The organism is Escherichia sp. WS3063 (assembly GCF_046486595.1).
In the GTDB taxonomy this organism is placed as follows: domain Bacteria; phylum Pseudomonadota; class Gammaproteobacteria; order Enterobacterales; family Enterobacteriaceae; genus Escherichia; species Escherichia coli.
On sequence record NZ_JBJQKY010000007.1, the window covers coordinates 14,864 to 27,814 of the forward strand.

13 protein-coding genes are annotated in these 12,951 nt (G+C 53.2%); 5 read left to right on the top strand and 8 right to left on the bottom strand.

Annotated elements, in window-relative coordinates; all coding sequences use genetic code 11:
• The first annotated feature begins 24 nt into the window (after window positions 1-24).
• Window positions 25-1,752, top strand: coding sequence for a phosphoenolpyruvate-protein phosphotransferase PtsI (ptsI, locus tag ACJHYW_RS09000; protein ID WP_000623136.1), 1,728 nt, complete (start codon window positions 25-27; stop codon window positions 1,750-1,752).
• A 40-nt stretch (window positions 1,753-1,792) separates the two neighbouring features.
• The gene (gene crr / locus ACJHYW_RS09005) at window positions 1,793-2,302 is read left to right on the top strand and encodes a PTS glucose transporter subunit IIA (RefSeq protein ID WP_000522247.1); all 510 of its coding nucleotides are present in this window, start codon (window positions 1,793-1,795) and stop codon (window positions 2,300-2,302) included.
• A 42-nt stretch (window positions 2,303-2,344) separates the two neighbouring features.
• Here crr and pdxK read toward each other — a convergent pair whose 3' ends face one another.
• Complete coding sequence (pdxK, locus tag ACJHYW_RS09010; protein WP_000096643.1) at window positions 2,345-3,196, bottom strand: pyridoxine/pyridoxal/pyridoxamine kinase; 852 nt, start codon at window positions 3,194-3,196, stop codon at window positions 2,345-2,347.
• 104 nt (window positions 3,197-3,300) lie between these two features.
• Here pdxK and ACJHYW_RS09015 point away from each other — a divergent pair, with 104 nt between their 5' ends.
• The gene (locus ACJHYW_RS09015) at window positions 3,301-3,669 is read left to right on the top strand and encodes a YfeK family protein (RefSeq protein ID WP_000719965.1); all 369 of its coding nucleotides are present in this window, start codon (window positions 3,301-3,303) and stop codon (window positions 3,667-3,669) included.
• A 2-nt stretch (window positions 3,670-3,671) separates the two neighbouring features.
• On the opposite strand, the gene cysM is transcribed toward ACJHYW_RS09015, so the two are convergent.
• From cysM to murR, 7 genes are all read right to left on the bottom strand, one after another.
• Window positions 3,672-4,583, bottom strand: coding sequence for a cysteine synthase B (gene cysM, locus ACJHYW_RS09020; protein ID WP_001361768.1), 912 nt, complete (start codon window positions 4,581-4,583; stop codon window positions 3,672-3,674).
• Window positions 4,584-4,716: 133 nt separating this feature from the next.
• Window positions 4,717-5,814, bottom strand: a complete 1,098-nt coding sequence (gene cysA, locus ACJHYW_RS09025; RefSeq protein WP_000021031.1) for a sulfate/thiosulfate ABC transporter ATP-binding protein CysA — start codon at window positions 5,812-5,814, stop codon at window positions 4,717-4,719.
• Entirely contained in the window at window positions 5,804-6,679 is an 876-nt protein-coding gene (cysW, locus tag ACJHYW_RS09030) for a sulfate/thiosulfate ABC transporter permease CysW (protein WP_000852686.1), read from the bottom strand. Before cysW ends, cysA begins: the two co-directional genes overlap by 11 nt.
• Window positions 6,679-7,512 carry a sulfate/thiosulfate ABC transporter permease CysT gene (gene cysT, locus ACJHYW_RS09035; protein ID WP_000458420.1) on the bottom strand — a complete coding sequence of 278 codons (834 nt, stop codon included), beginning with the start codon at window positions 7,510-7,512 and terminating at the stop codon, window positions 6,679-6,681. Before cysT ends, cysW begins: the two co-directional genes overlap by 1 nt.
• A complete protein-coding gene (gene cysP, locus ACJHYW_RS09040) occupies window positions 7,512-8,528 on the bottom strand; it encodes a thiosulfate/sulfate ABC transporter substrate-binding protein CysP (RefSeq protein WP_000290224.1) in 1,017 nt (338 codons plus the stop codon). Before cysP ends, cysT begins: the two co-directional genes overlap by 1 nt.
• A 157-nt stretch (window positions 8,529-8,685) precedes the next feature.
• Window positions 8,686-9,477: an SDR family oxidoreductase UcpA gene (ucpA, locus tag ACJHYW_RS09045; protein WP_000517443.1), complete on the bottom strand. Its 792-nt coding sequence runs from the start codon at window positions 9,475-9,477 to the stop codon at window positions 8,686-8,688.
• A 128-nt stretch (window positions 9,478-9,605) separates the two neighbouring features.
• On the bottom strand, window positions 9,606-10,463 hold the full coding sequence (gene murR / locus ACJHYW_RS09050) for an HTH-type transcriptional regulator MurR (RefSeq protein ID WP_000966455.1): 858 nt from the start codon (window positions 10,461-10,463) through the stop codon (window positions 9,606-9,608).
• Between the two features lie 163 nt (window positions 10,464-10,626).
• Here murR and murQ point away from each other — a divergent pair, with 163 nt between their 5' ends.
• Together murQ and murP are read left to right on the top strand one after the other, a co-directional pair.
• On the top strand, window positions 10,627-11,523 hold the full coding sequence (gene murQ, locus ACJHYW_RS09055; RefSeq protein WP_001175617.1) for an N-acetylmuramic acid 6-phosphate etherase: 897 nt from the start codon (window positions 10,627-10,629) through the stop codon (window positions 11,521-11,523).
• A 3-nt stretch (window positions 11,524-11,526) separates the two neighbouring features.
• The gene (murP, locus tag ACJHYW_RS09060) at window positions 11,527-12,951 is read left to right on the top strand and encodes a PTS N-acetylmuramic acid transporter subunit IIBC (RefSeq protein WP_001040452.1); all 1,425 of its coding nucleotides are present in this window, start codon (window positions 11,527-11,529) and stop codon (window positions 12,949-12,951) included.

The following is a 12,951-nucleotide window of genomic DNA, read 5'->3' on the forward strand; positions in this document are numbered from 1 at the left end:
ATCAGTCACAAGTAAGGTAGGGTTATGATTTCAGGCATTTTAGCATCCCCGGGTATCGCTTTCGGTAAAGCTCTGCTTCTGAAAGAAGACGAAATTGTCATTGACCGGAAAAAAATTTCTGCCGACCAGGTTGATCAGGAAGTTGAACGTTTTCTGAGCGGTCGTGCCAAGGCATCAGCCCAGCTGGAAACGATCAAAACGAAAGCTGGTGAAACGTTCGGTGAAGAAAAAGAAGCCATCTTTGAAGGGCATATTATGCTGCTCGAAGATGAGGAGCTGGAGCAGGAAATCATAGCCCTGATTAAAGATAAGCACATGACAGCTGACGCAGCTGCTCATGAAGTTATCGAAGGTCAGGCTTCTGCCCTGGAAGAGCTGGATGATGAATACCTGAAAGAACGTGCGGCTGACGTACGTGATATCGGTAAGCGCCTGCTGCGCAACATCCTGGGCCTGAAGATTATCGACCTGAGCGCCATTCAGGATGAAGTCATTCTGGTTGCCGCTGACCTGACGCCGTCCGAAACCGCACAGCTGAACCTGAAGAAGGTGCTGGGTTTCATCACCGACGCGGGTGGCCGTACTTCCCACACCTCTATCATGGCGCGTTCTCTGGAACTGCCTGCTATCGTGGGTACCGGTAGCGTCACCTCTCAGGTGAAAAATGACGACTATCTGATTCTGGATGCCGTAAATAATCAGGTTTACGTCAATCCAACCAACGAAGTTATTGATAAAATGCGCGCTGTTCAGGAGCAAGTGGCTTCTGAAAAAGCAGAGCTTGCTAAACTGAAAGATCTGCCAGCTATTACGCTGGACGGTCACCAGGTAGAAGTGTGCGCTAACATTGGTACGGTTCGTGACGTTGAAGGTGCAGAGCGTAACGGCGCTGAAGGCGTTGGTCTGTATCGTACTGAGTTCCTGTTCATGGACCGCGACGCGCTGCCCACTGAAGAAGAACAGTTTGCTGCTTACAAAGCAGTGGCTGAAGCGTGTGGCTCGCAGGCGGTTATCGTTCGTACCATGGACATCGGCGGCGACAAAGAGCTGCCATACATGAACTTCCCGAAAGAAGAGAACCCGTTCCTCGGCTGGCGCGCTATCCGTATCGCGATGGATCGTAAAGAGATCCTGCGCGATCAGCTCCGCGCTATCCTGCGTGCCTCGGCTTTCGGTAAATTGCGCATTATGTTCCCGATGATCATCTCTGTTGAAGAAGTGCGTGCACTGCGCAAAGAGATCGAAATCTACAAACAGGAACTGCGCGACGAAGGTAAAGCGTTTGACGAGTCAATTGAAATCGGCGTAATGGTGGAAACACCGGCTGCCGCAACAATTGCACGTCATTTAGCCAAAGAAGTTGATTTCTTTAGTATCGGCACCAATGATTTAACGCAGTACACTCTGGCAGTTGACCGTGGTAATGATATGATTTCACACCTTTACCAGCCAATGTCACCGTCCGTGCTGAACTTGATCAAGCAAGTTATTGATGCTTCTCATGCTGAAGGCAAATGGACTGGCATGTGTGGTGAGCTTGCTGGCGATGAACGTGCTACACTTCTGTTGCTGGGGATGGGTCTGGACGAATTCTCTATGAGCGCCATTTCTATCCCGCGCATTAAGAAGATTATCCGTAACACGAACTTCGAAGATGCGAAGGTGTTAGCAGAGCAGGCTCTTGCTCAACCGACAACGGACGAGTTAATGACGCTGGTTAACAAGTTCATTGAAGAAAAAACAATCTGCTAATCCACGAGATGCGGCCCAATTTACTGCTTAGGAGAAGATCATGGGTTTGTTCGATAAACTGAAATCTCTGGTTTCCGACGACAAGAAGGATACCGGAACTATTGAGATCATTGCTCCGCTCTCTGGCGAGATCGTCAATATCGAAGACGTGCCGGATGTCGTTTTTGCGGAAAAAATCGTTGGTGATGGCATTGCTATCAAACCAACTGGAAACAAAATGGTCGCGCCTGTAGACGGCACCATTGGTAAAATCTTTGAAACCAACCACGCGTTCTCTATCGAATCTGATAGCGGCGTTGAACTGTTCGTCCACTTCGGTATCGACACCGTTGAACTGAAAGGCGAAGGCTTCAAGCGTATTGCTGAAGAAGGTCAGCGCGTGAAAGTTGGCGATACTGTCATTGAATTTGATCTGCCGCTGCTGGAAGAGAAAGCCAAGTCTACCCTGACTCCGGTTGTTATCTCCAACATGGACGAAATCAAAGAACTGATCAAACTGTCCGGTAGCGTAACCGTGGGTGAAACCCCGGTTATCCGCATCAAGAAGTAATTCTTGCCGCAGTGAAAAATGGCGCCCATCGGCGCCATTTTTTTATGCTTCCGCCAGCGGCGGCAAAATCAATTCATCGCTCTCATGCTGCTGGGTATAGCGCATCACTTCCAGTACGCGCAACCCCGCGCGGTGCACCGCATCGTTTAACGCCTTCCCTTTCAGCAAACCACTGATAAGCTGAGCACAAAACAGGTCGCCAGTCCCTTTCAGGTCGGTTTTTACCCGTGAATGGGAAATGACATTCACGCTGTCGGCACTCACCACCACCACCTGCATCTCCTGATTTTCTTCGTTACCGGAGGCGCTGGTAACCACCACCCATTTTAATGTGTCTAAAAGCAGACTTTTTGCGGCAGCAATGGCACTGTCGAGATCGCGGCAATTTTTACCGGTCAGGATTTCCAGCTCAAAGATATTGGGGGTAATTCCCTGCGCCAGCGGCAGTAAATATTGTCGATACGCCTCGGGAAGGTCAGGTTTGACATAAATTCCGCTATCAATATCGCCAATCACCGGATCGACCATGATCAATAGGTCAGGATGGTCTTTGCGTAGCGCAGTCAGCCACTCGGCAAGGATTTTGATTTGCGATGCCGTTCCCATATAGCCCGTGGTTACAGCTCGAAGTTGGCGCAGCGCATCACGCTCCTGAAGCGCACGCAAATAACCGCTAAACCATTCATCCGGAATCGCACCACCGTAGAAAGTGTCATAATGCGGCGTATTGCTCAGCAATACCGTCGGCACGGCAAAGACATTCAGGCCGTTCTGTTTGATAGCAGGCACCGCAATGCTGTTGCCTACGCTGCCGTACACTACCTGCGACTGCACGGCAACGATATCCGCCTGCAGTGCCCTGCTCTTATCGTTAAACAACAACAAACTACTCATTTAATTTTTTCTCCTTGCCGATGATCCTCATCGTATTCCAACCGAAACTTTACCTGATTCTGGCAGTCAAATCGGCTATTACAAAACAAGGATAAGGTAATTCAGTGAAGAAAATCATTTGTCTGGTCGTTACGCTGCTAATGACACTCCCCGCTTATGCGAAGTTAACTGCCCATGAAGAAGCCCGTATCAACGCTATGCTGGAGGGATTAGCACAGAAAAAGGATTTAATATTTGTGCGTAACGGTGATGAACATACCTGCGATGAAGCGGTTTCTCATCTGCGACTGAAGCTGGGCAATACCCGTAATCGCATTGATACAGCCGAGCAGTTTATTGACAAGGTGGCCTCGTCGTCATCGATTACCGGGAAGCCGTATATCGTGAAGATGCCCGGTAAGAGCGATGAGAACGCACAGCCTTTTTTACATGCGTTAATTGCGCAGACGGATAAAACGGTGCCTGCGCAATAATCTTAAATCCCCGCCCCCTGGCTAAAATGCTCTTCCCCAAACACCCCGGTAGAAAGGTAGCGATCGCCACGATCGCAGATGATCGCCACCACCACCGCGCCAGGGTTAGCTTTTGCCACCCGCAGTGCTCCGGCAACCGCGCCGCCGGAGCTGACGCCACAGAAAATCCCTTCCCGCACTGCCAGTTCGCGCATGGTGTTTTCCGCATCGCTCTGATGAATATCCAGCACCTCATCCACCAGAGAAGCGTTGAAAATCCCCGGCAGATATTTCGCAGGCCAGCGGCGAATGCCTGGAATACTGCTGCCTTCTTCCGGCTGCAGGCCAACAATCGTCACCGGTTTGGATTGTTCGCGCATAAAGCGTGACACGCCGGTGATAGTGCCGGTTGTTCCCATGCTGGAGACAAAATGGGTAATGCGCCCGCCGGTTTGCTGCCAGATTTCCGGTCCGGTAGTGGTGTAATGGGCGTAAGGGTTATCGGGATTATTGAACTGATCGAGCAGCTTTCCTTCACCACGATTGGCCATCTCCAGCGCCAGATCGCGCGCACCTTCCATGCCCTGCTCTTTGGTGACCAGAATCAGTTCCGCACCGTAGGCACGCATTGCCGCACGGCGTTCCTGGCTCATGTTGTCGGGCATCAGCAATTTCATGCGATAGCCTTTAAGCGCGGCAATCATTGCCAGCGCAATGCCGGTGTTACCACTGGTGGCTTCGATCAACACATCACCCGGTTTAATCTCGCCGCGCTTTTCCGCCTCGACAATCATCGAAAGCGCTGCACGGTCTTTTACCGATCCCGCCGGGTTATTGCCTTCCAGTTTTAACCACACTTCACTGCCGTTATCCGGCCCCATTCGCTGCAACTTCACCAGAGGCGTATTGCCTATTGTTTGTTCTAATGTACTCACGATCTCTGTCCATACGTGGTGTTGCCTGATGCGACGCTTACGCGTCTTATCAGACCTACAGGTTACAAACCTTGCCATTAAAAAGCCCGGATCGCGGGAAGCGCCTCCGGGCGTTTAACATTCACTCAACCTATCAGGCGCTTTGTGCGAGAGCAAGTTCCTCATCGCGGGTTTCAATACGCTCGTCGCCGTTATACAGCCGCGCATGTTGCAGACCAACGAATAAACGCTCGCCACGTTGCGGGGCGTCGTCGCCGTGCATCACGACCGTCAGCGCTTCGTTGTACCACCCCAGCGGCTGCACGACTAATTGGGTGTAGTGGCCTTTCGGGCTGGCTTCCAGTACCTGTACCGGCAGCGGCGAATCGAGGCTGGTACGGCGGCTGATATCCACTTCCCACGGACGCAGGAAGAGATCCACTGGCCCCTGATACGCAGGTGTATAGCCCAGCGGCCAGCGATGTGCGCCAACATGGAACTGCCCGCCGCGAATGGTTCCCTGCAGGCGGTTAACTTCGCCCATAAATTCGAGTACAAAACGGGTCGCTGGTTCGCGCCATACCTGGTCCGGTGCATCAGCCTGCTCGATATTGCCCTGGCTCATCACCACTACACGATCGGCTACTTCGGTCGCTTCTTCCTGGTCATGGGTCACGAACACACTGGTGAATTTCAGCTCTTCATGCAACTGACGCAGCCAGCGACGCAGCTCTTTACGCACCTGCGCATCCAGCGCGCCAAACGGTTCATCAAGCAGCAAAATTTGCGGTTCCACAGCCAGCGCGCGTGCAAGCGCCACACGCTGTTTCTGGCCGCCGGAAAGCTGCGCCGGATAACGATCCGCCAGATGCGCGAGCTGCACCATCTCCAGCAATTTTGTCACTTTCGCTTTGATCGCCGCCGCATTCGGGCGTTCACGCCGTGGCAACACCGTCAGGCCAAAAGCGATATTGTCAAACACCGTCATATGGCGAAACAGCGCGTAATGCTGGAACACGAAACCGACTTTACGGTCCCGCGCGTGCAGACGGCTCACGTCGGTACCGTGAAAGCGAATATGCCCACTGGTTTGATGCTCCAGCCCGGCGATAATGCGCAGCAGCGTAGTTTTCCCGGAACCGGACGGCCCAAGCAACGCGACCATCTGACCAGAAGGAATATCCAGTGAGATATCGTTCAGCACCTGGGTGCGACCAAACGACTTCTTAATATTGGCAATCTCAATGCTCATGATGTTCCTCCTGCTGCGCGCGTTTTTCCTGGTTCTCCAGGCGCCACTGCAACATACTCTTTAAAAACAGGGTGATAATCGCCATCAGCGTCAACAACGCGGCGGCGGTAAAGGAGCCGACGGTGTTGTAGTCCTGCTCCAGCAATTCAATCTGTAACGGCAGCGAAAGTGTTTCGCCACGAATCGAGCCGGAAACTACCGACACCGCACCAAACTCGCCAATCGCGCGGGCGTTGGTCAGCACCACGCCATAAAGCAGCGCCCAGCGGATGTTCGGCAGCGTGACGCGACGGAACATCTGCCAGCCAGATGCGCCCAGCAAAATCGCTGCTTCGTCTTCCTGGCTGCCCTGGCTTAACATTACCGGCACCAGCTCGCGCACCACAAACGGACAGGTCACGAAGATGGTGACCAGCACCATTCCCGGCCAGGAGAACATAATTTGCAGGTTATGCTCATCCAGCCAGCCACCGAGCGGGCCGTTAGAGCCGTAGAACAGCAGATACACCAGACCAGCAACCACCGGCGACACGGCAAACGGAATGTCCAGCAGCGTCAGCAGCAACTGGCGTCCGGGGAAGTTAAAGCGCGTCACCAGCCAGGCCAGCAGAATGCCGAACACCAGGTTCACCGGCACGGCAATCAGCGCAATCATCACCGTCAGCCAGATGGCGTGCAGCATGTCCGGATCGGCCAGATTCTGTAAAACTGGCATCAGCCCTTTGCTGAATGCCTGCACGAAGATGTAAATCATCGGCACCAGCAGGATGAACGCCGAAACCAGCATCCCGATGCCAATCAGAAACCATTTGCCCCAGTTAATCGGGCGCGCGTCATAACGCTTCAATTGTGTCACTTCCGCCATTAATGACCTACCACACGCCGACCAAAGCGACTTTGCAGAGTGTTAATTGAGAACAGCAGCAGCAGGGATGCCGCGAGGATCACCGAAGCAATCGCGCTCGCCGCCGGGTAATCAAACTCCTGTAAGCGAACAAAAATCATCAGCGACGTCACTTCCGTCTTCCAGGCAATGTTCCCGGCGATGAAAATCACCGCGCCAAACTCACCAAGACTACGGGTAAACGACAACGCCACGCCCGCCACCAGCGCCGGAGAAAGTTCCGGCAGCACCACTTTGCAGAAACTCTGCCAGCGCGTTGCGCCAAGCGTTTCTGCCGCTTCTTCATATTCCGGGCCTAACTCTTCCAGCACCGGCTGCACGGTACGCACCACAAACGGAATGCTGGTAAAGGCCATCGCCACCGCGATCCCCAGCCAGGTATAGGTGACTTTGATATCAAACTTCGCCAGCCATTCACCGTAAAAACCGTTCACGGAAAAGAGCGAGGCCAGCGTTAAACCGGCGACTGCCGTTGGCAGCGCAAAGGGTAAATCCATCAGCGCATCAAGCAGCGTGCGGCCCGGAAAGCGATAGCGGGTTAAGATCCACGCCATCAGCAGACCGAAAACGCCGTTAAAAATCGACGCGACAAACGCCGACAGCAGCGTCACTTTATAGGCTGCGACCACCTGCGGGTTGGTGATCACCTCCCAGTACTGCGCCCAGCTCATCTCAGAGAGCTGCATCACCAGCGCGGAGAGCGGCAGCAGCAAAATCAGGCAAACAAACAGCAGACTGGTGCCGAGGCTTAAGGTAAAGCCCGGCAGCACGCGTCTTGATGAAACTGCAAACATTAATTACGCCCCGCCGCTAACAGCTTGTCTAACTCGCCGCCGCTGGTGAAGTGGGTTTTCATCACTTCCGGCCAGGAGCCAAATTTGTCTTCCACGCGGAACAGCTCGGTCTGCGGGAATTTGTTTTTCAGTTTGTCCATGACTTCCGGGTTATTTACGCGGTAGTAATAGTCGGTGATGATGGTCTGCGCCTGCGGGCTGTAGAGCCAGTTCAGGTAGGCTTTTGCTGCTTTTTCCGTACCGTTGGCCTGCACGTTTTTATCGACCCACGCCACCGGGAATTCCGCCAGAATGTTGGTTTTCGGAATCACCACTTCAAAGCCCTGCGCTTCATACTGTTTGCGGATGTTGTTCACTTCCGACTCGAAGCTGATCAGCACATCGCCCAGGCCGCGCTCGGCAAAAGTGGTGGTCGCGCCACGACCGCCAGTATCGAACACTTCAACGTTTTTCAGGAACTGGGTCATAAACTGTTCGGTTTTGGCTTTGTCGCCACCGTCAGCTTTATCCGCTGCGCCCCATGCCGCCAGATAGGTATAACGCGCGTTACCCGACGTTTTCGGGTTCGGGAATATCAGCTTCACGTCGGAGCGCACCAGATCGTTCCAGTCGTGGATATTCTTCGGGTTGCCCTTACGCACCAGGAAGCCCATGGTGGAGTAGAACGGCGAGCTATTATTCGGCAGGCGCGACTGCCAGTCGGCCGGGATCAGCTTGCCTTTGTCATGCAGGATTTGTACGTCGGTCACCTGGTTATAAGTGACAACGTCTGCTTTTAAGCCCTGCAAAATCGCCAGCGCCTGTTTTGATGACCCGGCATGAGATTGTTTTATCGTCAGTTTGTCGCCGCCGTTATCTTTTGCCCATTGTTGCTCAAACGGCGGATTCAGGGCGGCAAACAGCTCGCGGGAGACGTCATAAGAACTGTTCAGCAGTTCCGTTGCCTGTACATGGCCCGCCAGCAGCAGAGAAGCGACCAGCGCGAGTGAGTTCTTTTTCAGTAAGTTAACGGCCATTGCGCACCCTTATAAATTTAATGACTTTCTAATAGCCATCATATTTATAACGGACGTGAAAGGAGTAACGGTTTTATATACCGTTTGGTGATTTGGAAGTTGAAAAGGGAATAAGACGAAATCCTCCCCACAAATGCAGGGAGGAAAAAGAGGTGAATCAGATGCCGACGCTGACCGTCTCCGGCAGTGTGCTGCCGCCATCAATCACATTCTGTGTACCGGTTAAATAACTTGATTCATCCGATGCGAGGAAGGCTGCCAGTTCGCCGACTTCCAGCGGATCGGCGAGGCGACGCATCGGGATTGCTTTTGCCATTTCAGTCAGCACCGATTCTGGATCTTCCGGGTTCGACTGGCGGGCAATGCTTTCCGCCATTGGCGTGCGTACGTATCCCGGGCAGATGGCGTTAACGCGAATACCAGACTGCGCGTACTCCACCGCCAGCGATTTAGTCAGGCCAACAATCGCCGCTTTCGTTAAGGCGTACGCCGTTTCGCCCGGATCGGCCACCATATCGCCAGTGACTGAAGACATCATCACAATGCGGCCATCTTTGCGGGCAATCATCTCCGGCAGCACCGCCTTCGTGACGTTCCATACGCCTTTTATATTGATATCAATATGGAAATCGCGATCTTCATCGCTCATATCGAGGAAACTGCCCAGACGACAAACGCCTGCGTTATTCACCAGAATATCAATGCGCCCTTCTTTTTCCTTAGCGCGCTTGATAGCTGCGGCGACCGACGCCGGGTCACGCACATCGGCGACAACCGCCGTACAGCGATGACCACGACCACACAGTTCGTCCGCCAGCTTTTCGATCTCAGGGGAGATATCCAGCAAGATTAGGTTTGCGCCATGACGCGCAAAAGTTCTGGCAATTCCTTCGCCAATTCCCTGCAATGCGCCCGTAATCAGTGCTGTCTTGCCCGTGAGTTTACCCATTTTAATGCTCTCCTTGTTAATACAGAGCGTTACACTCCATTCCCTCTGAAAATACAGGATAAACAAAATATTGCTGCGGATCAGCTCACTAATTCAGGAAAATCTCAATCCAGTCGCTGCTTTATGCATCATTTCAGGCGTTGCGTTAGCTCACTGCTGCGCTCAATCATTTTCAATGACTCCACATCATTGAGTTGCACAAGGCCAACAAACAGTAAATCGGTAACAGAATTTTGCGCCGTGCGGGTGGACATCGACGAGCTGCGCCATTCGGTTTCGCCAGAAACGGTATCGAGGGTGTAATGCGCCAGCCGCCGCAGCGGGGAATCGGTTAATGAGGTAATGGCAATCACCGTTGCCCCCTGCTTTCGCGCTGCCTCGGCGCACAAGACAATCTCTTTTTTACTGCCGCTGTAAGAGATAGCGATTTGTACATCACCTTTTTTCAGCGCCTGGGAAACGGTGGCTTGTACATGCGTGTCAGCTTCACAGGTCACACGATAACCAATTTTCATCAGTTTGAATGAAAGATCGCGCCCCACCAGCGCCGACCCACCCAGGCCCGTTATCTGGATAAACGGTGCTTTACTGATGACCTCAATAATTTTTTGCAGCCGCGCGTAGTCGAACAACGCGCAGGTTTGCTCCAGCGCCAACTCTTTTTCGCGATTCAGTTTGCGGGCTATAACTTCCAGCGAATCATCACTGGTAATCGAACTGTGCAGGTGCAGCGCCGTGGCATTCGTTTTCTCCCGGCTGGCACTGTATTCGCCAATTAACGCCATACGCAATTCAGTAAATCCTTGCGCGCCGAGCTTCTGGGCAAACTTCACAATACTCGACTGGCTGATGCCGAGCTGTTTCGCCATCTTGCGCGAAGAGACGGATTTCAGCTCACTCACGTTGGCCCGCAGAAAGTCAGCAATTTTTTGCTCGTTCCCGGTAAATTCACTTTCCGCATTGCGTATTTTCGTCAGGTACAACATCTTCCACTCTCCTGGGCTGGCAGCAAAAATTCCGCTTAAGTTCTTATGACGCTCTTCACACTCTGCGAGTGTAGACTCAATGATTCCTTTAAGTCTGTCAATTCGGGATATATGATTCCATACATCTGCAATTATTTGATCGTAAATAGTAAGGTCACCACCGATGCAACTTGAAAAGATGATTACCGAAGGCTCGAACGCCGCTTCGGCTGAAATTGACCGCGTATCAACGCTGGAAATGTGCCGGATTATCAACGATGAAGATAAAACCGTACCACTCGCCGTTGAGCGCGTACTGCCGGATATCGCCGCAGCGATCGATGTTATCCACGCCCAGGTAAGCGGCGGCGGGCGTCTGATTTATCTCGGTGCGGGAACATCCGGTCGTCTGGGGATTCTGGATGCCAGCGAATGTCCGCCGACCTACGGCGTGAAGCCAGGTCTGGTAGTTGGATTAATTGCTGGCGGCGAATATGCCATTCAGCACGCGGTGGAAGGCGCGGAAGATAGCCGGGAAGGTGGTGTTAATGATCTGAAAAATATCGGCTTAACCGCGCAGGATGTGGTGGTTGGTATTGCGGCCAGCGGACGCACACCGTATGTGATTGCCGGGCTGGAATACGCGCGCCAACTCGGCTGCCGTACAGTGGGAATTTCCTGTAATCCGGGGAGCGCGGTTTCCACCACCGCTGAGTTTGCCATTACGCCAGTCGTCGGGGCTGAAGTGGTTACCGGTTCTTCGCGAATGAAAGCAGGCACGGCGCAGAAACTGGTGCTCAATATGCTCTCCACCGGGCTGATGATTAAGTCAGGCAAAGTGTTCGGCAACCTGATGGTCGATGTGGTCGCCACCAATGAAAAACTGCATGTACGCCAGGTCAATATCGTCAAAAACGCTACCGGATGTAGCGCAGAGCAAGCGGAAGCGGCATTGGTTGCCTGCGAGCGCAACTGTAAAACGGCCATTGTGATGGTGCTGAAAAATCTCGATGCCGCAGAAGCTAAAAAACGCCTGGATCAACACGGCGGCTTTATTCGTCAGGTTTTAGACAAGGAATAACCCATGGCCAAAGAGATCAGCAGTGAACTTCTGAACACCATTCTTACCCGGGTCGGTGGACCGGGAAATATCGCCAGTTGTGGTAACTGTATGACGCGCCTGCGTCTGGGTGTACATGACAGTTCACTGGTTGATCCCGATATCAAAACGCTGGAAGGCGTGAAGGGCGTCATTTTGACCAGCGACCAGGTCCAGGTCGTTTTTGGGCCAGGTAAAGCGCATCGCGCCGCAAAAGCGATGAGCGAGTTGCTGGGCGAAGCACCGGTACAGGATGCCGCAGAAATCGCCGCTCAGAATAAACGTCAGTTAAAAGCCAAACAAACCTCCGGCGTGCAACAATTTCTCGCCAAATTTGCCACCATCTTCACGCCGCTGATCCCCGGTTTTATTGCCGCTGGTCTGCTGCTGGGAATAGCGACGTTAATTGCCACGGTGATGCACGTTTCGGCAGATGCTCAGGGCACGCTACCCGATGCGCTGAATTTTATGAAGGTGTTCAGCAAAGGCCTGTTCACCTTCCTGGTGATTCTGGTGGGCTATAACGCCGCCCAGGCATTTGGCGGCACGGGCGTCAATGGCGCAATTATCGCCGCGCTCTTTTTGCTCGGTTATAACCCCGCTGCAACCACGGGTTACTACGCCGGATTTCACGATTTCTTTGGTCTGCCCATCGATCCGCGCGGCAATATTATCGGCGTGTTGATTGCCGCGTGGGCCTGCGCCCGCATCGAAGGCATGGTGCGCCGCTTTATGCCGGACGATCTCGACATGCTGTTGACCTCGTTAATCACCCTGCTAATCACCGCTACGCTTGCGTACCTGATCATTATGCCGCTGGGCGGCTGGTTATTCGAAGGTATGTCGTGGCTGTTTATGCACCTGAACAGTAATCCGCTCGGTTGTGCGGTTTTAGCCGGGCTATTCCTGATCGCCGTGGTATTTGGCGTGCATCAGGGCTTTATTCCCGTTTACCTCGCGTTAATGGACAGTCAGGGATTCAACAGCTTATTTCCCATCCTTTCGATGGCAGGCGCGGGCCAGGTGGGCGCGGCGCTGGCACTCTACTGGCGGGCGCAACCGCACAGTGCATTACGCAGTCAGGTACGCGGGGCGATTATTCCCGGCCTGCTGGGCGTTGGCGAACCGTTGATTTACGGCGTCACCCTGCCCCGCATGAAACCGTTTATTACCGCCTGTTTAGGCGGCGCGGCGGGCGGTTTGTTTATCGGATTGATAGCCTGGTGGGGTCTGCCGATGGGCTTAAACAGCGCCTTTGGGCCGTCTGGTCTGGTGGCGCTGCCGCTGATGACCTCAGCACAAGGTATCCTTCCTGCAATGGCGGTTTATGCAGGCGGGATTCTGGTAGCATGGGTTTGCGGGTTTATTTTCACCACGCTCTTTGGCTGCCGTAACGTCAATCTGGACTGA